Consider the following 21,124-nt stretch of genomic DNA (forward strand, 5'->3'; position numbering starts at 1 on the left):
GTGGAAGACTGTCAAGTGCCAGCTCAATATTGTTAGTGCTCGATCTGCCATCTAGTGGCTGTTTTGAGCCCAAAGCAGAAGCCCAATGATTTGAACCTGCGCCAGTTGTGCATTCAAAGCCGAACGCCACATTTAATCGAAATCCAACCCTACGTCTCCGCTCGGGTCGAAGGGAAGACTTGGCAATTGCTCAATGAAGTCCAACAATCCGAAAGGCAGGTTATTCAGTGCTTCGGGCGGATTGCTTAGCGCCAAGGTCTCAGGCCTTGCGTTTTCAATCCCGGTGTAGGCGGGGCCATACGCACGGGGCAAATGGGGGTATCTTGCAATCCACTGCTCGTGCCGCGCTCGCATACGACGGAATGGCTCCTTGAAGTGAAAACCGCCAACCACAATGGGATTAACTTCGCGGTGGTCATTCAAAAGGTCGAAGACTGAAGTGATGCCAGCGGACGCTTGTGAGGGGTCAGACGAAATCCAGTGCATCTTGTAGTGATCTTTCACACTCGCTCCGAGGTTTGGACCGGAATAGATCATTACGCTGTCTCGGCGGCTAAAGCTGTCGCCATTGATCAGCAAAGAAGTTTGATCGACGCCATCAATCACACGGTCTTTGGGAACGAATTCCAACGCGCCGCCGATGCGTGCAAATGTCGTGAATAGATCCGTGACATGGATGATGTCTCCGACAATCTGCCCTTCTTCGATCATCCCGGGCCACCAAGCTTGAGCAGCAACGCGGACGCCGCCTTCGAGAAAGTCACCTTTGCCACCTCGGAATGGTCCTTCCCCAAGGCCTGCCCCAGCAGGCGGATTATGGGTCATAGGACCGTTGTCCGACATGGCGATAACAAGTGTGTTCTCGGCTATGCCCAACTCATTGAGAAGCGAAATTAACTGTCCGACGTCCGGATCAAGGTATTTGTGATAAGCCTCTCCGACCAGACCACGTTGTAGTGTTTCTTTGTTTGGGTCTGGCAAAAAGCTTATCCACATGGGCCACCATGCAGCATAGAAAGGGTTTCCTTCCTCGGCGTTTCTGCGAATGAAATCAAACGTTCGATCCCGCGCTTCGCCGTCAAATGCGCGGTAGCACTCGTTTGTCGTGCCGCACCATTCTCGCGTTGGACCACCCTTTGTGCCTTCTACGTAAAAGACATAGCCATCCTGAAGAAACTCTTTGTCTTTCTGATACGGGTTCTCGGGCAGAAGCTCGGTTTTCAACCCTACGACTGCGTTGGCGGCTTCGGCTTCGATGTTCCAAAGACTCGTCGATTGGTTGTAGAGCGCGGTGAACGCTTCGTCGTATCCTTGATTATGCGGATAGGCCTCTTCGATATCGCCAAGGTGCGTTTTGCCAAAAAATCCAGTCGCATATCCGGCATCGCTCAAGACTTCCGCAATCGTGATATTCTCAGCCGCAATTCCTTCGTACTCTATAGGAAAACCGACTGAAAACATGCTGGACCGCACAGCATATTGACCCGTCCAAGCTGCGGCTCTTGTAGGTGTACACGCGGGCTCCGTATACATACGCGTGAACAGCATACCCTCTTCGGCCATCTGATTGAGGTTCGGCGTCTCGTATCCACGGATTTGTTGCATGGCTGGGATGCCGACTGCGCCGAGTGGCTGGTCGTCCCACATTAAGTGGATGAGGTTAGGAGGAGAATCGTATTTCTCCCTCAACTCGGCGAGTTTTGCGTCAAGTTGTTGGTCTTCTATCTGCCACACTGAGCCGTTTTGAGCTTCCAGAATAAAATACTCGGCATCATGAACAATTCTTTGATCTTGAGCGGCGACTTGTGACGCATATCCAAATGCCAGCGCCAATCCCAACTTCCATGTGAGGGGCTTGCTGCATGTCTCTGATTGCACCTTCACCTCTACCTCCACTTGCCTGGGCAACTCTCTAGTCGACTGGAAAACAACTCCATGCATATATCAAGTTAAATTGATGTGACACTTAATCCCATCCTACTGGAATTGATGCAATGTGCATTTAGCCCGCGTTGCAGCCATAGATCGTTCGCACGTCAATTTCATTCGTTTGCATCGTACGCGGCGGAGTTAGGATCAAAACAGTGCCGTTAACCGGCCTGTGTAGGCCTTTTGTTTTTCCTGCCTGTCAGGATTCAAAAAACCAAGTTCCGATTTCGGTTAGCCCAGGTCAAAGTGCGCGCGGTTCATGTTACTGTCGCAGGACAGCACGACATTTTGATCCAACCCAGTATTTGTGCACGATGGCTCGTTCTTGCGGTCATACAATCTCTAGTTTAGCTCTGGCTTGAGATTTTAATTTGATTTTGAATTGGCTCATGGGCACAGAAAACAACTCTTTCGAAGATCGCGTTGCGCGGATCAAACAGCGCTCGGATGAGAACGCAAGGAATGCACCTCGGCCCAGAACCGAGAGCATCTGGCAACGTCTGGCCTATCCCGGTGCGTTTTTGGGGGCCTTACTGCTGGGAATCTGTGCCGTGTTTCTGACCCGTTACATTCAATACCAATCCGTTGGTATTCCGGTTCAGCGGCAAGTTGATACGCAGGATTTCGTCAGCCTCGGACTTGCGGGCGGGGCTTGCATCATGGTGATGCTTTTTCTGAAAGGTAAACTGCGAGAGTTCGCAGGCGCGCTTACGGTTGGCGCGTTGCTGACGACGTTCACCTTTCACAATCTTATTTGGAAGTACCCAGACTTTTTCGAGCAGACCTACGGAAAAGATTGGGTGGATTTCGTCAAAGATACAACCGAGCCGTCCAGTTTAAATCTGTTTGGGACCATTGTCCCCTTCGGCTGACATCCGGCTGACGGGCAAAAGCGATATTGACATCCGAAGCTATAGTTTGGCCAATACCGGCGTTTGCCAGCCCGGAGCCCAGCCAACATGACCCCGAATACCAAAGGTGCCTTGCTGATGATGGGCAGCATGGCCGCGTTTACCCTGAACGATACGCTGGTGAAGATCGCGCTGCAGGAGCTGCCCCTTTTTCAGTTGGTGGCCCTAAGAGGTGCCTTGGCTGTTGTTCTGGTCTATCTGCTTGCCCGTTCACTTGGGGCCCTGCATCTGAATTTTTCGCGTCACGACAAATGGCTTGTAGCGTTGCGCAGCCTGACTGAACTGGCTGCCACGTTCTTTTTCCTGACGGCGTTGAAGAGCATGCCGCTTGCCAACGTAACGGCTATTCTGCAAGCGCTGCCGCTGACGGTAACGCTGGGCGCCGCGTTGGTTTTTTCCGAACAGGTTGGCTGGCGGCGTACCCTGGCGATTTTGGTGGGATTCATTGGCATGGTGTTAATCGTCCGGCCGGGCCCGGACGGCTTCAGCGTCTATTCTGTCTACGCGCTGATCGCCGTGGCATCGATAACCGTGCGGGATCTCGTCACCCGTCGTATGTCTGCCGACGTGCCGTCGATGGTTGTGACATTGGCAACCTCAGGCTCTATCGCAATTGCTGCGGCGGTTGCCTCGGTGTTTGAAGGGTGGGTTCCGGTTTCGGCCGCAGCGGGATCATTGGTCGCCGCCGCCGCTATTTTTGTGCTGATGGGCTACCTGTTCAGTGTCATGGTCATGCGTCAGGGCGATGTTGGGTTTGTCGCGCCGTTTCGGTATTCCAGTCTGCTTTGGGCGCTGGGGCTGGGTTGGGTCGTATTTGATGAATGGCCCGACACGGTGACAATGCTGGGTGCTACGTTGATTGTAGGCGCTGGTTTGTTCACCTTGTTCCGCGAGCGTGCCCGTCAAGGCACAGAGTGAACCCGCCTGACATGGCTCTGATCAATGGCAAAACGTGATTGAAACTCGGCCTCCTGAAGCTGTGATAGGGGGCTGAGTTCGGCCGTTGTGCTTCTGGTTTTGGGAGAGTCATTGAACCGGTTCAAGCCGCGGACCCACATCGGCTTATCCGGGCGCGTAATCACCGGCATGGCCCGATTGATCCTGTTGTGGGTAAAGTTCATGATCGATTTGCGGTTGCCGCCTTGCGCAAACATTCCAAGTCCGGCTGTCATCAACGGACGATGTACGCGCTTGGCTTGAATGCCCGCAGCATCTGCGCGCGCCAGGTAGCCACAGTTGAAATCAATTGCAACCATGGCTCGGTTTTGAAACAGCCCGGCATTGTCAATTACAGTTCCACGCAGCCGTTCGACGAAATCCACTGCCACCGCATCATCGTCATCATGGCGAAATTGCAGGCAGGGCAGGTCGAGGTTTTGACGCGCGGCATTCATAACCTCTTGCATGACCTTTCTGTGCCGGCCTGGAGGTCTGGCGGCGATTTGCACCTGTTTCAGGTCGGCGGTCAGATCATGCAAGCGATCAAAGGCTGGCTTGGGCAAGCACTCACCAACAACGATCAGAAGATGAAAGTCTTGATCGGTTTGCTGTTTCAGTCCGGGCAGGGCGATGGTTTCAAACAACCGGAATCGTTCGTCCAGCCGTTCAGATTGATACAGAAACTGCCGCCGTTCTTCGACAGTGGAGTGCATGGTCTGAAACCCACCAATGGCGGGATAAGAAAAGCGGCAAAGACCGAGGACCTGCATCTGCTCAAACCCGCACAGGTGTAGTTTCGAACTCTTTAGGGTCGATCGCGAAACGTGTCCGCAATTCTTCCGCCTGTTCTGGATTAAGCGGCAACAGCTCACGCGTGTCTTTTCGGGCATGGTCCGAGTCGTTGAACCCGTGCAGCATACGCATCCACATCGGCGCGTCGGGGTAGCTAACCACCGGCATGAACCGCGCCAGTCTGTTGTGTAAACGGTCAAAAATTGTCCGTTTACTTCCGCCCTGAATATACATGCCCAAGCCAACGCCCAGAAGCGTCCGATAAACCTGCGCGACGTGTATTTGATGTTTGTTGCATCGTGCGACGTAACCGTGGTTGTAGTCGATCGCGACTGACTCGCTTTGCTGCATTAGCCCTGCGTTTTCGCGCGTTGCAGAGCGGAGCTTTTCTATGAAGTCGACCGAGACCGCGTCATCGTCGTCATGCCGAAACTGTAGGCAGGGTTTGTGTGGGTCTGTCCGGGCGGTGTTTAGGGTCTCTCTCATCACCTGCTTATGATCGGCTGGATCTTTTTCAATGATACGGACCTGTTTGATCCCGGCGACCAGATCCCGCAACCGATCAGAATAGGGTTGCGGCAGGCAAGTTTCCGTTATCACCAACAGCTCAAAACGTTCATCCGTTTGGACGCGAAAACCGGACAGGGTAACGGTTTCAAATAAGCGAAAGCGTTCTTCCATTCTGTCGGGTGCATAGAGAAACTGCCTGTGCTCCTCGATTGTCTTGTGGCTCAGCCGAAAGCCGCCAATAGCGGGATAGGAAAAACGGCACAGGCCAATCACTTGCATCTGTCGTCCATCGGCTGGTATTCAGCGCAACTATGCCCCCGCTGTACACCGGTCGCAACAGGGATAAGGGTGACTTTGCGGCCAGTCAGTTAAGCCCCAAACCGCACTAGGTCGCGGTCGTCGGGATAGTGCTGTTGACACTTGGGCCGACTCCCCCTATTACGCGCGTCATCTCGGTGCCGGGGGCCGCCCCGTAGCCGATTCCAGTAATGAGCTGGTCAAGGCCCGGACAATTTTACAGTTCGCGCCCTCTGAGAAACAACCGCGACGTTCACCTCGGAATGGGAACGCTCGTGGGTTTTGCGCTTGTGGACGCACGAACGCAGCGAATTTAGCCGCACGCAACGCGCGTGCATGTCATGTGTGTTGCAAAACGGGGAAAGAACCGGAATGCCAACTATTCAACAGCTGATCCGCAAACCGCGGCAGCCCAAAGTAAAACGCTCGAAGTCCATGCACCTGGAGCAGTGCCCGCAGAAGCGCGGCGTCTGCACCCGCGTGTACACCACCACACCGAAGAAGCCGAACTCGGCTATGCGTAAGGTTGCCAAGGTGCGCCTGACCAACGGGTTCGAGGTCATCTCTTACATCCCCGGTGAAAGCCACAACCTGCAGGAACACTCGGTTGTTCTGATCCGTGGCGGCCGTGTGAAAGACCTTCCCGGTGTGCGTTACCACATCCTGCGCGGTGTTCTGGATACTCAGGGCGTCAAAGACCGTAAGCAACGTCGTTCGAAATACGGCGCGAAGCGTCCCAAGTAAGAAGGAGAGGCTGATATGTCACGTCGTCACGCCGCCGAAAAACGCGAAGTCCTGCCTGACGCCAAATTTGGCGACAAGGTACTGACCAAATTCATGAACAACCTGATGATCGACGGCAAGAAGTCGGTCGCAGAGCGCATCGTTTACAACGCGTTTGACCGCGTTGAGAACAAGGTAAAGCGCGCTCCTGTCGAAGTGTTCCACGAAGCACTCGACAACATCAAACCGTCGGTCGAGGTTCGCTCGCGCCGGGTTGGTGGTGCAACCTATCAGGTTCCGGTCGAAGTGCGCCCTGAGCGCCGCGAAGCACTGGCCATCCGCTGGCTGATCACTGCTGCGCGTGGCCGCAACGAAAACACCATGGAAGAACGCCTCGCCGGTGAACTGCTGGACGCTGTACAGTCCCGCGGTACTGCCGTGAAGAAGCGCGAAGACACCCACAAGATGGCCGAGGCGAACAAAGCCTTCAGCCACTACCGTTGGTAATTCAGAGGCTTATCAAAAATGGCACGCGAATATCCGCTCGAACTGTACCGTAACTTCGGTATCATGGCGCACATCGACGCAGGTAAGACCACCTGCTCGGAGCGTATCCTGTATTACACTGGTAAATCCCACAACATCGGTGAGGTGCACGATGGTGCAGCCACCATGGACTGGATGGAGCAGGAGCAGGAACGCGGCATCACCATCACCTCGGCTGCGACCACCACCTTCTGGGAACGCACCGAAGACGGTCAGACCGCCGATACCCCAAAGCACCGCCTGAACATCATCGACACCCCCGGCCACGTAGACTTCACCATCGAAGTTGAACGTTCGCTGGCGGTTCTCGATGGTGCCGTCTGCGTTCTGGACGCAAACGCCGGTGTTGAACCCCAGACCGAAACCGTGTGGCGTCAGGCTGACCGCTACAAGGTTCCGCGTATGGTTTTCGTCAACAAAATGGACAAGATTGGCGCAGACTTCTTCAACTGCGTTCGCATGATCGAAGACCGCACCGGCGCTCGCGCTGTTCCGGTTGGTATCCCGATCGGCGCCGAGTCCGAGCTGGAAGGTCTGATCGACCTTGTCACCATGGAAGAGTGGCTGTGGCAGGGCGAAGATCTGGGCGCAAGCTGGATCAAAGCTCCGATCCGCGACAGCCTGAAAGACATGGCTGACGAATGGCGCGGCAAGATGATCGAAGCGGCTGTCGAAATGGACGACGACGCGATGATGGAATACCTGGAAGGCAACGAGCCCGACGTTCCGACCCTGCGCGCCCTGCTGCGCAAAGGTACTCTGGACATCGCGTTTGTTCCGGTTCTGGGTGGTTCGGCGTTCAAGAACAAAGGCGTTCAGCCACTGCTCAACGCTGTGATCGACTATCTGCCCAGCCCGCTGGACGTTGTTGATTACATGGGCTTTAAGCCCGGCGACGAGGAAGAAGTTCGTGACATCGCACGTCGTGCCGATGACGCAATGGCGTTCTCGGGTCTGGCGTTCAAAATCATGAACGACCCCTTTGTTGGCTCGTTGACCTTTACCCGGATCTACTCGGGCACCATGAACAAGGGTGATTCGATCCTGAACTCGACCAAAGGTAAGAAAGAGCGCATCGGTCGTATGATGATGATGCACTCGAACAACCGGGAAGAGATCGAAGAAGCGTTTGCAGGCGACATCATCGCGCTGGCGGGTCTGAAAGACACCACCACTGGTGACACCCTGTGTGACGCGAAGGATCCGGTGGTTCTGGAAACCATGACCTTCCCCGATCCGGTGATCGAGATCGCGGTTGAGCCCAAAACCAAGGGCGACCAGGAAAAGATGTCTCAGGGTCTGGCCCGTTTGGCCGCCGAAGACCCGTCCTTCCGTGTGGAAACTGATCTGGAATCCGGTCAGACCATCATGAAAGGCATGGGCGAACTTCACCTGGATATCCTGGTTGACCGTCTGAAGCGCGAGTTCAAGGTTGAAGCGAACATTGGTGCACCGCAGGTGGCCTATCGTGAAACCATCTCGATGCCGGTCGAGCACACCTACACCCACAAGAAACAGTCGGGTGGTTCGGGTCAATTCGGTGAGGTCAAGCTCGAGATCACTCCGACCGAGCCGGGCGAAGGTTATTCGTTCGAAAGCCGCATCGTTGGTGGTGCCGTTCCGAAGGAATACATCCCGGGTGTCGAAAAAGGCATCCAGTCGGTTATGGACAGCGGCCCGCTGGCTGGCTTCCCCGTGATCGACTTCAAGGTTGCCCTGTTGGACGGTAAGTTCCACGACGTTGACTCGAGCGTTCTGGCGTTCGAAATCGCGGCCCGTATGTGTATGCGTGAAGGCATGCGCAAAGCTGGCGCGAAACTGCTGGAACCGATCATGAAGGTCGAAGTGATCACCCCGGAAGAATACACCGGCGGCATCATCGGCGACCTGACCTCGCGTCGTGGCCAGGTGTCTGGTCAGGAACCGCGCGGCAACGCAATCGCGATCGACGCGTTCGTTCCGCTGGCGAACATGTTCGGCTACATCAACACTCTGCGTTCGATGTCGTCGGGCCGTGCCCAGTTCACCATGCAGTTCGACCACTACGATCCGGTTCCGCAGAACATCTCGGACGAGATCCAGGCGAAATACGCATAAGCGAAGATTTGAGGGAGCTCCGGTCAGGGGCTCCCTTCATTACCGAAAAAGGAGGCCATCATGGCAAAGGAAAAGTTTGAGCGTACAAAACCGCACGTCAACATCGGCACGATTGGCCACGTTGACCATGGTAAAACGACGCTGACCGCAGCAATCACCAAGTATTTCGGTGACTTCAAAGCGTATGACCAGATTGACGGTGCGCCGGAAGAAAAAGCGCGCGGCATCACCATCTCGACCGCCCACGTGGAATACGAGACCGACAACCGCCACTATGCGCACGTTGACTGCCCCGGCCACGCCGACTACGTCAAGAACATGATCACCGGTGCTGCCCAGATGGACGGCGCGATCCTGGTTGTGAACGCCGCTGACGGCCCGATGCCGCAAACGCGTGAGCACATCCTGCTGGGCCGCCAGGTTGGCATCCCGAAGATGGTCGTGTTCATGAACAAAGTTGACCAGGTTGACGACGAAGAGCTGCTGGAACTGGTGGAAATGGAAATCCGCGAGCTGCTGTCTTCGTATGAATACCCCGGCGACGATATTCCGATCATTGCAGGTTCGGCTCTGGCCGCGATGGAAGGCAACAACCCGGAAATCGGCGAAGAGAAGATCAAGGAACTGATGGCGGCTGTTGATGACTACATCGACACCCCTGAGCGTGCTGTTGACCAGCCGTTCCTGATGCCGATCGAAGACGTGTTCTCGATCTCGGGCCGTGGTACCGTTGTGACCGGCCGTGTTGAGCGTGGCGTGATCAACGTTGGCGACGAGATCGAAATCGTCGGCATCCGCGACACTTCGAAAACCACCTGCACCGGCGTTGAAATGTTCCGCAAGCTGCTGGACCGCGGTGAAGCAGGCGACAACATCGGCGCGCTGCTGCGTGGTGTTGACCGTGACGGCGTTGAGCGTGGCCAGGTTCTGTGTAAGCCGGGTTCGGTTACACCGCACACCAAGTTCGAAGCCGAAGCCTACATCCTGACCAAGGAAGAAGGCGGTCGTCACACCCCGTTCTTCGCGAACTACCGTCCGCAGTTCTACTTCCGTACAACTGACGTGACCGGCACCGTGACCCTGGCCGAAGGCACCGAGATGGTCATGCCTGGCGACAACGTGTCGTTCGGCGTTGAGCTGATCGCACCGATCGCGATGGAGCAGGGCCTGCGCTTCGCGATCCGCGAAGGCGGCCGCACCGTCGGCGCCGGCGTTGTGTCGAAAATCATCGAGTAAGGCGCGCTTGTCGCGCCTGGTTGCGGCAGGCGATTTTCCTCAGGAAAATCTGCCGGGAGCAACTCGGTAAAGAACTAAAGAAGGCCGTCCAACAGGGGGCGGCCTTTTTCGTTTCTACCATTTCAAGCGCATACATCTTGTACCAACCGGGCGATCAAATAAGTCAGGAACATTCGTCGAAAAATCTAGCGAATGAACCAACGGAAACTGCCCAGAATAGGTGACTTGTGCCAAAACTCAGGGCAAATCAGAAACAGCGCAATACTCGCTACTTCGCGGAGCACTGTTAACCAGCAGCTCGAACGCAAGGCCCTTGCCACATTGTCGACGGTGGTACAGTGTTCTTCAGATTTGAACGCGCACTCTGCTAACAGGGTCGGAAACTGCGATGATTGCACATCTTGAACATGTATTCCTGAATGTTTTCAATATCATTCTACCCGTTCTGATCTGTGCAGGCATTGGTTACTGTCTGGCTCTGTTCAAAGTGCCCTTCGACAACAAAGTGATAAACGGGCTGATATCGCGTGTCGGCTTTCCCACGCTTGTCATTTCGCATCTTTCAACGGCGCAGATCGATGCGAACACCTTTCTGACGGTGATGGCCGCAGCCGCGACAATCGTCGCTGGTTTCGCCGCGTTGAGTTTTATTGTCCTCAGAGTGTTAGGATACTCTGTGCCCGTTTTCCTCGGCCCGTTAATGTACGGAAACATCGGGGGCATAGGGTTGCCGGTCACGTTGCTGGCCTTTGGCGGAGAAGGGTTGGCCTATGCAATGGGCTTTGTCGTGGTCATTCTTCTTTGCATGTTTTCCATCGGAATATGGATTCCATCCGGTTCTATTTCGATAAAAAGGCTGATCACTTCTCCGGTAATATACGCGGCGATCATCGCTTTGGGCGTTGTTTTCACCGGATTCAGCCTGCCGCAACCAATAGAGTCGAGTTTCAATATCTTGGGTGGTTTAACGATCCCGCTGCTCCTTTTGACGATGGGGCATACCTTGGCTTCTTTTCAGATAAGAGATGTGCGGCAAGCGGGTGTGTTGACCATTGTTCATTTAGGCATCGCAGTTGTCGTGGCCTTGTTTGCGACTTGGTTATTTGGCTTCACTGGTACTGAGCGCGGCGTCGTTATCCTGTGCTGCTTGATGCCTTCGTCCGTCGCGAACTATCTTTTCGCAGACCAGTACCAGCCCGACAGAGCACCTGACGTGGCGGGATTTATCCTCTTGTCAACCCTGACGACGCTGCTGGTTCTGCCATTGGCGTTGACATATTGGGTTTAATTCTGGGCGCGGGGGTCTAAGCGCACAGTGAGTGATCTGTTCAAGAGAGTTTGTCCTTACGGATTTTATGTAGAATGCACCTAGGTGTTTCGGTTTTCTGATCCGGTTTTGTGAGGCGTCCAGTTTGCACAGAAACCCCCTTGCCAAACCCGACCAATCCCACTAATACGCGCGAGTTCTCAACAAGAACATCAAGGCGGGGTGATTCCCGCCTTTTGGGTTCGAAGAGGGTTGGCGATGCGCGTCTGTCCTCCTCTCAACCTCAACGCCTGAAAAAAGGCTGTATCTATGCAAAGCCAAAACATCCGTATTCGGCTGAAGGCATTTGACTATCGCGTTCTGGATGCCAGCACGCAAGAGATCGTCAACACTGCCAAGCGGACCGGCGCGAACGTGCGCGGCCCGATCCCGCTGCCGAACAAGATTGAGAAGTTCACGGTTCTCCGTGGCCCTCACGTTGACAAGAAATCCCGCGACCAGTTCGAGATCCGCACGCACAAGCGTCTCTTGGACATCGTTGATCCGACCCCCCAGACCGTTGACGCGCTGATGAAGCTCGACCTCGCTGCTGGTGTGGACGTCGAGATCAAGCTGCAGTCGTAAGATCGGAGGGTATAGATTATGCGCTCTGGTATTATCGCAAAAAAAGTTGGCATGACCCGCCTGTTCATGGAAGACGGCAAGCAGATCCCTGTGACCGTGCTTCACCTGGACAACCTGCAGGTTGTAGCACAGCGTACCGCTGACAAAGATGGCTACACTGCCGTTCAGCTGGGCGCCGGTGCTGCCAAGGCAAAACGTACCTCGAAAGCCATGCGCGGTCACTACGCCGCTGCCAAGGTTGAGCCCAAGCGTAAGCTGGCTGAGTTCCGCGTCTCTGAAGATGGCCTGATCGAAGTAGGCGCCGAGATTTCGGCAGAACACTTCCTGGAAGGTCAGAAAGTTGACGTTTCGGGTACCTCGATCGGTAAAGGCTTTGCCGGTGCAATGAAGCGCCACAACTTCGGTGGTCTGCGCGCCTCGCACGGTGTTTCGATCAGCCACCGTTCGCACGGTTCGACCGGTCAGTGTCAGGATCCGGGCAAGGTGTTCAAAGGCAAGAAGATGGCCGGTCACATGGGTGCTGCCCGTGTAACCACCCAGAACCTGGAAGTTGTCAAAACCGACGCCGACCGGAACCTGGTCTTCATCAAAGGCGCCGTTCCCGGACCGAAATCAGGCTGGGTCACCGTCAAGGACGCCGTGAAGAAGAAAGCACCGGAAGGCCTGCCTTTCCCGGCTGCTGTGAAATCGGCTGCAACCGAAGCACCTGCGGAAGAAGCTCCCGCGGAAGGTGGTGAAGCATGAAACTTGATGTAATCAAACTGGACGGCGGCAAAGCCGGCGACATCGAGCTGAACGCCGATCTGTTCGGTCTCGAGCCTCGTGCGGACATCCTGCACCGTGTGGTCCGTTGGCAGCGCAACAACGCGCAGGCCGGCACCCACAAGGTCAAGACCCGCTCGGAAACCAGCTACTCGACCAAGAAGATCTATCGCCAGAAGGGCACCGGTGGCGCACGCCATGGTGACCGCAACGCGCCGATCTTCCGCAAGGGTGGTATCTACAAGGGCCCGACCCCTCGTTCGCACGGCCACGACCTGCCGAAGAAGTTCCGCAAGCTTGGCCTGCGCCACGCTCTGTCGGCCAAAGCCAAAGCAGGTGAACTGGTTGTGATCGAGAACGCCGAAGCCGAAGGCAAGACCGCCGCACTGGCCAAACAGGTTGCAAACCTGGGCTGGAAACGCGCTTTGGTCATCGACGGCGCGACCGTGAACGAAGGTTTCCTGAAGGCGTCGCGCAACATCGAAGGTCTGGATATCCTGCCGTCGATGGGTGCAAACGTTTATGACATCCTCAAGCGTGACACCCTGGTGCTCACCAAAGCGGCTGTCGAAGCACTGGAGGCTCGTCTGAAATGAGCGCGAAGGCAGAACACTACGACGTGATCCGCAAGCCGATCATCACCGAAAAGTCGACCATGGCGTCCGAAAACGGCGCGGTTGTCTTTGAAGTGGCGATCGACAGCAATAAGCCGCAGATCAAAGAGGCCGTTGAGGCGCTGTTTGGTGTGAAGGTCAAAGCGGTGAACACCACCGTGACCAAAGGCAAGGTCAAGCGGTTCCGCGGCCAGCTGGGTCGCCGGAAAGACGTCAAAAAAGCATATGTGACCCTGGAAGAGGGCAACACAATCGATGTGAGCACCGGTCTTTGATCCGACGCTTACTGCGACTATTTACGGCCTCGGCGGTTCAACCCGCCGGGGCCGATTTCGTTTCGGACCCTGAAATTGAGCGGGCGCAGGTGCTGGAACGGATGCGGGCATTCAGCACCGAACCTTATTTCCAGATTGCTGACGAGCATTTGGGGCTTTTGTCGGTTTTCGATGATCTGAAATACGACCGGGCGGATGTGGACATGATCTCTCCGGCGATGCGTCGCCATGTCGTCGGCAAGCTTGGCCCGCTGGGGTTCCGTCAGACCTCCGGCACGGTGTTGGAGCACGTCAAAGCGGACATGCGCGTACATGTTCCAAAGTTCCATGCCCTTGGCGCGTCGCCCTTCGACATCACGCGCTATACGGACAAGCGGGCTCAGGACTATTGTCTGCTGACCCCGACGCAGGTGGCTTGCCAGTTCGTCGACCACTATGCGTTGGACGATGCCGTGCAGCGGATCGAAACGCTTGTTAAGAAGCATCCGATCAACCTGCTCAAACTGGCGGATTATCTGGAAGGCAAACCCAAGCACCGCGCGTTTCGTGAGGTGCTGGGCCATATCAAGCTCAAGCAGCGGATTGCAGTGGAGTCAGAACCACTCTGCCGTAGGCGGTCTTTGGGGTAGGGTGTCAGCAGGCCGCGGATCGGCGAAACGCATAGTGCGGGACGCCTACGGTTGGAAAGCGACATAGAGCCGGATTTTAGCTTCGTACAGCGTCATTGCGATCTACAAGGATTTTCCCCTGCTGTGGCGCGTCTTCTAGCCATTCTGAGAGCCAATGCATGAAGCAAAAAAGGCGCCCTTTGGCGCCTTTGTGTCTTGCTTCCGGTTGTTCGAATTTACGAACAGTAGACATGCTTGTGTGCGATATCCGCGATGTCACAACGACGGATGCCGATGTCATCGAGTTCCCGGTTGCTCAAACGTTGCAGCTCGGAAAACGTGCGCTGGTACTCGGCAGCACGGGCACGCGCGGCTTTCACGCGTTCGATCATGTCCGTAATCCGTGCAGTAAAGTTCAAGCCTGAATGTGTCAGTGCAGCAGTTGTCATCTTTTTGTTCCTTTCTCAAATCAAGGCGTATTCCTTGACGTTTCCTTTTTGTGTTCCTTGTTTGGACAAGGCTGAGATAAGGTCGAAAGTTATCGCTAACAACGGAAGTTTCGGTCTAGCCGATATGCACCAAGGGAATAACAACTGGGCGACATGTACGTGACCGTGTGCAGCGCAAAACCTGAGTGTTTCCGCTCGATGTACCCAGAGTGACTTTTTCGTTGCTGGGGTGAATTGACTCTAGCTGCTTAGACTCGACGCAGCCTGAACAATTCGTCTTTCTCCCAAGGGAATCGGATGGTGGTATTGCGCCCCGTCTTCTGAAAAGACCAGCCTTTGAATTTTTCGAAAGGACTCAAGGTATTCTGCGTAGCTCGTTACATCTACTGCCTTGGGCGCGGGCAGGATGTCTCCGAGGGGGCCGTAATAACCAAGCACACTGATCTCCATCTCGGCCTTGCTGTGACCCAGCTGTGCTTCTGCTGCGATATTTGGAATTGACACCTGCGCCCCCAACTCAAACCGGTCGGCATTGACCTCAAGGCGCACAGAAACCCCGACCTCGTATTCTTCACCATCAGTGTCGAGCAAAACGGTAAATGACTTTGCTTCCTGAAAGACGCCGACCCGTTTACCCTTAAACTCGATCCCCAGAAGGCGAGGGAAAAGGGTGGATCGGCCCTCAGCGTCCCAGAAATAAGATCTCGCAACAGTTATGTGCCGGTCCAGCTTTAACCCGTTGGATGCGTTCGCTCCTTGCGTCGTTCGGATGAGTTTTTCTGCTTTTTGATACTTTTCGTCACCGATTCTAAGAATCTCGGATTCGGCAGGTTCGGACACTGTGTCGGTCATCAAAAAACCCCCTGACTATGTGGCCCTAAAGTCTAGCCAAAAAGCCGCAAAAGTCGAGGATTCCCCCGCCCTCAGGTGTTTCTGGGCCTGTGGGCGCATGCCTTTGGACTCGGTGTTGTGGTCCTGCAGATTGGTGTTGGCTGGGCGTCCAGGTATCAATGACAAAAAAAACGCCCCTGAATGAAGTCAGGGGCGTTCTTTGAAATTCTCGAAGGTTTCGGGCTTAGCCGCGCTCTTCGACGATCTCGACCAGATGCGGGATCTTGCGGATCATGCCACGAACCGAAGGAGTATCTTCCAGCTCACGGGTTTTGTGCATCTTGTTCAGACCCAGACCGATCAGGGTTGCGCGCTGTTCGGCGGGGCGACGGATCGGGGAACCGATCTGTTTGACGACGATGGTTTTTGCCATGGGTCGCTCTCCTTATGCTTCTGCTTCAGCAGCAGCAGGTGCTTCGTCCCGCTTGGGCAGGATGTCGGCAACTTTTTTGCCACGACGTGCGGCAACCGAACGCGGGCTCTGCTCTTTCTGCAGGCCGTTGATGGTGGCGCGGATCATGTTGTACGGGTTCTGCGAGCCCAGCGACTTGGACACAACGTCCTTGACGCCCAGCATTTCGAACACGGCACGCATCGGACCACCGGCGATGATACCAGTACCTTCAGGTGCGGTGCGCATAACCACTTTACCGGCGCCGTGACGGCCTTCGATGTCGTGGTGCAGGGTCCGACCTTCGCGCAGCTGCACGCGGATCATTTGACGCTTGGCTTGTTCGGTCGCCTTACGGATGGCCTCAGGTACTTCTTTCGCTTTACCTTTGCCAAAGCCGACGCGGCCTTTCTGATCGCCGACAACCACCAGAGCGGCGAAGCCAAAGCGCTTACCACCTTTTACGGTTTTCGACACGCGGTTGATTGCGACCAGACGATCTGCAAATTCCGGTGCCTCTTCACGGTCGCGGCCACGGCCCCGACGGTTTTCACGTTCTGCCATTTGGCATCCCTTTTCTCATGTGGCGCTTGTGACGCCGTTTACTTCAATCCAAGTGAGCCCCGACTGTTGCCGAGGCCCCCGGATCATCGGGGCAGCCGCAAAGCTGCCCACAAGTCTTAGATCTTCAGACCACCTTCACGCGCAGCGTCGGCGACAGCCTTCACTTTGCCGTGGAACAGGAAGCCACCACGATCGAAATAGGCCTCTTCGACGCCTGCCTTCTTGGCACGCTCGGCGATGGCCGCGCCCACTTTGGTGGCCGCTTCGACGTTGTTCTTGCCAACAACACCCAGATCTTTTTCCAGGGTCGAGGCCGAAGCCAGGGTCACGCCACGAACGTCGTCGATCAGCTGAACGCTGATGTTCTTGTTCGAACGGTGAACCGACAAGCGTACACGGCCGGCGTTGACTTTGCGAAGTTTGTTCCGAACGCGCAGGCGGCGCTTCAGAAACAGGGTTCTTTTGCTGTTTGCCATTGTTTGCGTCCTTACTTCTTCTTGCCTTCCTTGCGGAAGATGAACTCGCCCTTATAGCGGATGCCCTTGCCTTTGTACGGCTCGGGACGGCGCCACTCGCGGATTTTGGCCGCGGTTTCGCCCACCAGCTGCTGGTCGATACCTTCCACAACGATTTCGGTCTGCTTCGGTGCGGTGATGGTGACACCTTCCGGAGCAGTGAAATCAACATCGTGGCTGTAGCCCAAGTTCAGCTTCAGGGTGTTGCCCTGCATCTGAGCCCGGTAACCAACACCCTGGATCTCCAGCTCTTTTTTGAAGCCTGTGGTCACACCGGTTACCAGGTTGGCAACCATGGTGCGGCTCATGCCCCACTGCTGGCGGGCACGCTTGGACATGCCACGGGGGTCGATCTTGACCACGTTGTCTTCAACCGACAGCGTTACGTCGTCGGTGGCGGTGAAGCTGCGGGTGCCTTTCGGACCTTTCACTTCGATGGTCTGGCCGGACACAGAGGCGGTAACGCCGCTGGGCAGCTCGACCGGTTTTTTACCAATACGAGACATTGCAGACCTCCTTAGAAGACGGTGCAGAGCACTTCGCCGCCAACATTGTTGGAGCGAGCGTTTGCGTCCGACATCACACCTTTCGGAGTGCTGACAATCGACACGCCCAGACCCTGACGGACCTGCGGGATGTCATTGACGCCCATGTATACGCGACGACCGGGTTTCGAGACCCGCTTCAGTTCGCGAATAACAGGGGTGCCTTCGTAGTATTTCAGGCTGATTTCGATGGCCGGATGACCGTTTGCACCGGTCGTCTTTTCATAGCCACGGATGTAGCCTTCGTCCGCCAGCACGTCCAGAACCCAACCGCGCAGCTTGGAAGCCGGGGTGGAAACGGTGGACTTGCCGCGCATTTGCGCGTTGCGGATACGGGTGAGCATATCGCCGATAGGATCATTCATATCTATGTCTCCCTTACCAGCTCGATTTCACCATGCCGGGGATCTGACCAGCAGAACCCAGCTCGCGCAGCGCGATACGGCTGACCTTCAGCTTACGGTAGTAAGCGTGGGGACGACCGGTCAGCTGACAACGGTTGTGAAGACGTGTAGCCGAGCTGTTGCGCGGCAGTTTCGCCAGTTTCAGACGCGCTTTGAAACGCTCTTCCATCGGGCGGCTCTCGTCATTCGCGATTTCTTTCAGCTCGGCACGCTTTGCGGCATATTTGGCCACCAGGCGTTCGCGCTTTTTCTCGCGTTCGATCATTGCTTTTTTAGCCATGTCTCAATCCTCCCGGCGCTTACGCGTTGAAAGGCATGTTGAATGCTTTCAACAGGCTCTTCGCTTCAGCGTCGGTTTTCGCTGTGGTGGTGATTACGATGTCCAGGCCCCAGACTTCGTCGACTTTGTCGAAGTCGATTTCCGGGAACACGATGTGCTCTTTCATGCCCATGGCAAAGTTGCCACGACCATCGAAAGACGGCTTAACACCGCGGAAGTCACGAACGCGCGGCAGCGCGATGGTGATCAGACGATCCAGGAATTCGTACATCCGGTCACCGCGCAGGGTCACTTTCGCACCCAGCGGCATGTCTTCACGGACGCGGAAACCCGCGATCGACTTCTTCGCCTTGGTTGCAACGGCCTGTTGACCAGCAATCGCCGTCAGATCTTCGACAGCAGCTTTTGCTTTCTTCGAGTCTTTGACCGCCTCAGCACCACAACCGATGTTAAGAACGATTTTTTCCAGCTTGGGCAGCTGCATGTCGTTCTTATAGCCGAACTCTTCTTTCAGAGCGGCACGGATGGTTTCAGCGTACTGTGCTTTCAGACGCGGGGTGTAGGTTGCGTTATCAAGCATCAATCACGTCCCCTGTGGTCTTGGCGAAGCGGACCTTCTTGTCACCTTCCATGCGGAAGCCAACGCGGGTTGCTTTGCCGTTCTTGTCCAGCAGCGCCAGGTTCGACAGCTCGATCGGGTTTGCCTGAGGCAGGCGACCACCTTGTGAGGTTTGCGACTGACGGGTGTGGCGGATGGCGATGTTGATGCCATCGACAACAGCTTTACCGGCTTTCGGGTCAACCGAGGAAATGGTTCCCTCTTTTCCCTTGTCCTTGCCGGCCAGCACGACGACCTTGTCGCCTTTGCGGAGTTTAGCAGCCATGATTACAGCACCTCCGGAGCCAGCGAGATGATTTTCATGAAGTTCTTGCCGCGCAGTTCGCGAACAACGGGGCCAAAGATACGGGTACCGACTGGCTCGTTGTTGTTGTTCAGGATGACGGCGGCGTTGCGATCAAAACGGATCGCGGTGCCGTCTTCGCGACGGACTTCTTTGGCGGTGCGTACGACGACGGCCTTACGGACGTCACCTTTCTTTACGCGGCCGCGCGGGATGGCTTCCTTCACCGAGACGACAATGATGTCGCCAACGGAGGCGTATTTACGCTTGGAACCACCCAGGACCTTGATGCACTGAACTCGGCGTGCGCCGGAGTTGTCAGCAACATCCAGATTGGTCTGCATCTGGATCATGTGGTTTCTCCCGACCTGTGGGGGCTGGTCTGATTAGATCCCCCAGGGTTTCGACAAATGAAAAATCCCGGAAGCTTACGCTTCCAGAACTTCCCAACGTTTCGTCTTCGATTTCGGCGCGCATTCGATGATGCGTACGGTGTCGCCGACCTTGAAGGCGTTCTTTTCGTCGTGAGCCCGGTATTTCTTGGACTTACGAACGGTTTTCTGCAGCAGCGGGTGCTTGAAACGGCGTTCAACCGAAACAGTCACGGTCTGCTCATTGGCGTCGCTGGTTACGATTCCGGACAGGATACGCTTGGGCATAGGATTACTCCTCCGATGCCGCGGCAGCGGCCTTTTCGTTCAGAATGGTTTTGACGCGGGCAGCATTGCGGCGGGCCGCTTTGATACCAGCTGTATTTTCCAGCTGACCGGTTGCCTGTTGAAAGCGCAGGTTAAAGCTTTCTTTCTTCAGGTTGGCCAGTTCCTCGCGGAGCTGGTCCGGGGTCTTGTCACGCAGTTCTTGGGCGTTCATCGCCTTTTTCCTTTGCTCAAAACACCAGAAGGCCCCCTTGCAGGGTCACCTTGGACCTGGTGGATGAATGATAGACATGCGAATCCCCCGACTCGGCCGGGGGACTTGCAGGATGCCGCCGTATAAGGGTTTAGGGGGTGGGTGGCAAGGGAAAGTTTGGAGAGAATCTATCGGGTCAAAAAACTGATTGATCGCTACAAATCTTTACACGCATCCAAAACCTGAAAGAACACGTAAAACGTTCCGCCCATTGTTGCTGCCCAAACAACCAATTCAAGCGTTGTGAGGTCGCCTAACCCCCGCAATCCGACCATCTTTAAGGTGCTCTCTCGAAAATTCCAGCCTGTTCGATAGAGCGTCAATAGGAACAACACCAAAGCGCCACTCCAGAATACCGGAGTCGCAACTTCCATTGCATGCCTGATACAGGGGTCAATCCCACTTGTAGTTGAAGCTGACACTGATCCGCTCGTCCTCGGCCATATTCATCGGCACTTCGTGGCGCAGCCAGCTTTCCCACAGTAGGACGTCGCCTACCTGTGGCTTCATATAGATGAACGGCTGCAAATCCCGCCGTCCGCCTTTTAGACGCGTCGGCGCGGCCATCATGCGGCCCGAGCGCGGATCTTCCAGCTTCAACGCGCTCGCCCCTTCGGGCATCGCCACATAGGTCGTGCCTGAAATGACGCTGTGCGGGTGCAGGTGGCTGGAGTGCATACCACCTTCGGGCAGGATGTTGATCCACAGATCCTCCAGCTTCAGCTCTCCTTCGCCGAGATCAAACTCCAGATCCTTGGCAAAGGCCGCCACGTGTTGATCCAGCACTCTCACCAGATCGGCAAAGATCGGGAACCGCCAGGGCAGGTCCGTCAGCGAGGCATAGCTGGTATAGCCGGAATAGCCGTTTTCTTCGCACCAATCCTGTCCGGCCTCGTCATCTTCGGCGATGACAAGGCAAGAATTTTCAAGCTCCTCCGCGTCGATTTTGGGACCAAACTCGGACAAAGCTGCGCGATAGAGACGGGTAACGAAGAGTGATTCAATCTGTGCCATGCGCCCTCTCTTAGACCAGTGATGCGGGGAAGGCGATGGCGGAATTGCGAGGCTCTGCCTCGCGCTCCGAGATATTTTTGGCCAGATGAAGCAGGGATCCATTTTTCATCTGGCTGAAAATACCTCGGGG

At 55.6% G+C, this 21,124-nt stretch carries 29 protein-coding genes; 12 read left to right on the top strand and 17 right to left on the bottom strand.

Features of this window, described 5'->3' with window-relative positions; genetic code table 11:
• Window positions 1–132 precede the first annotated feature (132 nt).
• Window positions 133–1,941, bottom strand: a complete 1,809-nt coding sequence (locus ACR3EH_RS13225) for a sulfatase-like hydrolase/transferase (RefSeq protein ID WP_171676426.1) — start codon at window positions 1,939–1,941, stop codon at window positions 133–135.
• A 377-nt stretch (window positions 1,942–2,318) separates the two neighbouring features.
• Between ACR3EH_RS13225 and ACR3EH_RS13230 the strand changes: the two genes are divergently transcribed.
• Window positions 2,319–2,801 (top strand): hypothetical protein, encoded by a 483-nt coding sequence (locus tag ACR3EH_RS13230; RefSeq protein ID WP_171188740.1) that lies wholly within the window; start codon window positions 2,319–2,321, stop codon window positions 2,799–2,801.
• 87 nt (window positions 2,802–2,888) lie between these two features.
• A complete protein-coding gene (locus tag ACR3EH_RS13235; RefSeq protein WP_171188742.1) occupies window positions 2,889–3,758 on the top strand; it encodes a DMT family transporter in 870 nt (289 codons plus the stop codon).
• Here the strand turns inward: ACR3EH_RS13235 and ACR3EH_RS13240 are convergent.
• Together ACR3EH_RS13240 and ACR3EH_RS13245 are read right to left on the bottom strand one after the other, a co-directional pair.
• Window positions 3,743–4,549: a glycosyltransferase gene (locus tag ACR3EH_RS13240; protein ID WP_171648404.1), complete on the bottom strand. Its 807-nt coding sequence runs from the start codon at window positions 4,547–4,549 to the stop codon at window positions 3,743–3,745. The genes ACR3EH_RS13235 and ACR3EH_RS13240 overlap by 16 nt on opposite strands.
• Window positions 4,550–4,553: 4 nt before the next feature.
• Complete coding sequence (locus ACR3EH_RS13245; RefSeq protein WP_171188745.1) at window positions 4,554–5,360, bottom strand: putative rhamnosyl transferase; 807 nt, start codon at window positions 5,358–5,360, stop codon at window positions 4,554–4,556.
• 390 nt (window positions 5,361–5,750) lie between these two features.
• Between ACR3EH_RS13245 and rpsL the strand changes: the two genes are divergently transcribed.
• The 10 genes from rpsL to ACR3EH_RS13295 all read left to right on the top strand — a co-directional run bounded on the left by rpsL (window position 5,751) and on the right by ACR3EH_RS13295 (window position 14,151).
• Entirely contained in the window at window positions 5,751–6,122 is a 372-nt protein-coding gene (gene rpsL, locus ACR3EH_RS13250) for a 30S ribosomal protein S12 (RefSeq protein WP_005621086.1), read from the top strand.
• A gap of 15 nt (window positions 6,123–6,137) precedes the next feature.
• Entirely contained in the window at window positions 6,138–6,608 is a 471-nt protein-coding gene (gene rpsG, locus ACR3EH_RS13255) for a 30S ribosomal protein S7 (RefSeq protein WP_010441203.1), read from the top strand.
• 18 nt (window positions 6,609–6,626) lie between these two features.
• Entirely contained in the window at window positions 6,627–8,744 is a 2,118-nt protein-coding gene (gene fusA / locus ACR3EH_RS13260; RefSeq protein WP_171096025.1) for an elongation factor G, read from the top strand.
• Window positions 8,745–8,804: 60 nt separating this feature from the next.
• Window positions 8,805–9,980, top strand: a complete 1,176-nt coding sequence (gene tuf, locus ACR3EH_RS13265; protein ID WP_171182005.1) for an elongation factor Tu — start codon at window positions 8,805–8,807, stop codon at window positions 9,978–9,980.
• Window positions 9,981–10,467: 487 nt separating this feature from the next.
• Entirely contained in the window at window positions 10,468–11,268 is an 801-nt protein-coding gene (locus tag ACR3EH_RS13270; protein WP_480634834.1) for an AEC family transporter, read from the top strand.
• A gap of 288 nt (window positions 11,269–11,556) precedes the next feature.
• Complete coding sequence (rpsJ, locus tag ACR3EH_RS13275; RefSeq protein ID WP_008756422.1) at window positions 11,557–11,871, top strand: 30S ribosomal protein S10; 315 nt, start codon at window positions 11,557–11,559, stop codon at window positions 11,869–11,871.
• Window positions 11,872–11,889: 18 nt separating this feature from the next.
• A complete protein-coding gene (gene rplC / locus ACR3EH_RS13280; protein ID WP_170574972.1) occupies window positions 11,890–12,615 on the top strand; it encodes a 50S ribosomal protein L3 in 726 nt (241 codons plus the stop codon).
• The gene (gene rplD / locus ACR3EH_RS13285; RefSeq protein WP_155148664.1) at window positions 12,612–13,229 is read left to right on the top strand and encodes a 50S ribosomal protein L4; all 618 of its coding nucleotides are present in this window, start codon (window positions 12,612–12,614) and stop codon (window positions 13,227–13,229) included. Before rplC ends, rplD begins: the two co-directional genes overlap by 4 nt.
• Window positions 13,226–13,522 (top strand): 50S ribosomal protein L23, encoded by a 297-nt coding sequence (locus ACR3EH_RS13290; RefSeq protein ID WP_008757532.1) that lies wholly within the window; start codon window positions 13,226–13,228, stop codon window positions 13,520–13,522. Before rplD ends, ACR3EH_RS13290 begins: the two co-directional genes overlap by 4 nt.
• Window positions 13,519–14,151, top strand: a complete 633-nt coding sequence (locus tag ACR3EH_RS13295; RefSeq protein ID WP_171648973.1) for a hypothetical protein — start codon at window positions 13,519–13,521, stop codon at window positions 14,149–14,151. The genes ACR3EH_RS13290 and ACR3EH_RS13295 overlap by 4 nt, the downstream gene beginning before the upstream one ends.
• A 215-nt stretch (window positions 14,152–14,366) precedes the next feature.
• Here the strand turns inward: ACR3EH_RS13295 and ACR3EH_RS13300 are convergent, their stop codons facing one another.
• The 14 genes from ACR3EH_RS13300 to ACR3EH_RS13365 all read right to left on the bottom strand — a co-directional run bounded on the left by ACR3EH_RS13300 (window position 14,367) and on the right by ACR3EH_RS13365 (window position 20,994).
• Entirely contained in the window at window positions 14,367–14,579 is a 213-nt protein-coding gene (locus ACR3EH_RS13300) for a DUF1127 domain-containing protein (protein ID WP_171186667.1), read from the bottom strand.
• A 240-nt stretch (window positions 14,580–14,819) separates the two neighbouring features.
• The gene (locus ACR3EH_RS13305) at window positions 14,820–15,431 is read right to left on the bottom strand and encodes a hypothetical protein (RefSeq protein WP_171186665.1); all 612 of its coding nucleotides are present in this window, start codon (window positions 15,429–15,431) and stop codon (window positions 14,820–14,822) included.
• A 223-nt stretch (window positions 15,432–15,654) separates the two neighbouring features.
• Complete coding sequence (gene rpmD / locus ACR3EH_RS13310) at window positions 15,655–15,843, bottom strand: 50S ribosomal protein L30 (protein ID WP_050605831.1); 189 nt, start codon at window positions 15,841–15,843, stop codon at window positions 15,655–15,657.
• Between the two features lie 12 nt (window positions 15,844–15,855).
• Window positions 15,856–16,425 carry a 30S ribosomal protein S5 gene (gene rpsE, locus ACR3EH_RS13315; protein WP_155148691.1) on the bottom strand — a complete coding sequence of 190 codons (570 nt, stop codon included), beginning with the start codon at window positions 16,423–16,425 and terminating at the stop codon, window positions 15,856–15,858.
• Between the two features lie 116 nt (window positions 16,426–16,541).
• Entirely contained in the window at window positions 16,542–16,901 is a 360-nt protein-coding gene (rplR, locus tag ACR3EH_RS13320) for a 50S ribosomal protein L18 (protein WP_039523386.1), read from the bottom strand.
• 11 nt (window positions 16,902–16,912) lie between these two features.
• The gene (rplF, locus tag ACR3EH_RS13325; protein ID WP_170467582.1) at window positions 16,913–17,446 is read right to left on the bottom strand and encodes a 50S ribosomal protein L6; all 534 of its coding nucleotides are present in this window, start codon (window positions 17,444–17,446) and stop codon (window positions 16,913–16,915) included.
• An 11-nt stretch (window positions 17,447–17,457) separates the two neighbouring features.
• Entirely contained in the window at window positions 17,458–17,850 is a 393-nt protein-coding gene (gene rpsH / locus ACR3EH_RS13330) for a 30S ribosomal protein S8 (RefSeq protein ID WP_170373360.1), read from the bottom strand.
• A gap of 13 nt (window positions 17,851–17,863) precedes the next feature.
• On the bottom strand, window positions 17,864–18,169 hold the full coding sequence (rpsN, locus tag ACR3EH_RS13335) for a 30S ribosomal protein S14 (protein WP_068340744.1): 306 nt from the start codon (window positions 18,167–18,169) through the stop codon (window positions 17,864–17,866).
• A 19-nt stretch (window positions 18,170–18,188) separates the two neighbouring features.
• Entirely contained in the window at window positions 18,189–18,749 is a 561-nt protein-coding gene (gene rplE, locus ACR3EH_RS13340) for a 50S ribosomal protein L5 (protein WP_171092004.1), read from the bottom strand.
• Entirely contained in the window at window positions 18,742–19,053 is a 312-nt protein-coding gene (gene rplX / locus ACR3EH_RS13345) for a 50S ribosomal protein L24 (protein ID WP_171092002.1), read from the bottom strand. The genes rplE and rplX overlap by 8 nt, the downstream gene beginning before the upstream one ends.
• 2 nt (window positions 19,054–19,055) lie before the next feature.
• The gene (gene rplN, locus ACR3EH_RS13350) at window positions 19,056–19,424 is read right to left on the bottom strand and encodes a 50S ribosomal protein L14 (RefSeq protein ID WP_008757934.1); all 369 of its coding nucleotides are present in this window, start codon (window positions 19,422–19,424) and stop codon (window positions 19,056–19,058) included.
• 75 nt (window positions 19,425–19,499) lie between these two features.
• The gene (rpsQ, locus tag ACR3EH_RS13355) at window positions 19,500–19,730 is read right to left on the bottom strand and encodes a 30S ribosomal protein S17 (RefSeq protein ID WP_171092001.1); all 231 of its coding nucleotides are present in this window, start codon (window positions 19,728–19,730) and stop codon (window positions 19,500–19,502) included.
• Between the two features lie 4 nt (window positions 19,731–19,734).
• Window positions 19,735–19,941, bottom strand: a complete 207-nt coding sequence (rpmC, locus tag ACR3EH_RS13360) for a 50S ribosomal protein L29 (RefSeq protein ID WP_010437082.1) — start codon at window positions 19,939–19,941, stop codon at window positions 19,735–19,737.
• A gap of 432 nt (window positions 19,942–20,373) precedes the next feature.
• On the bottom strand, window positions 20,374–20,994 hold the full coding sequence (locus tag ACR3EH_RS13365; RefSeq protein ID WP_171186661.1) for a 2OG-Fe(II) oxygenase family protein: 621 nt from the start codon (window positions 20,992–20,994) through the stop codon (window positions 20,374–20,376).
• Window positions 20,995–21,124 lie beyond the last annotated feature (130 nt).

This window comes from Ruegeria sp. BG7, from assembly GCF_056535685.1.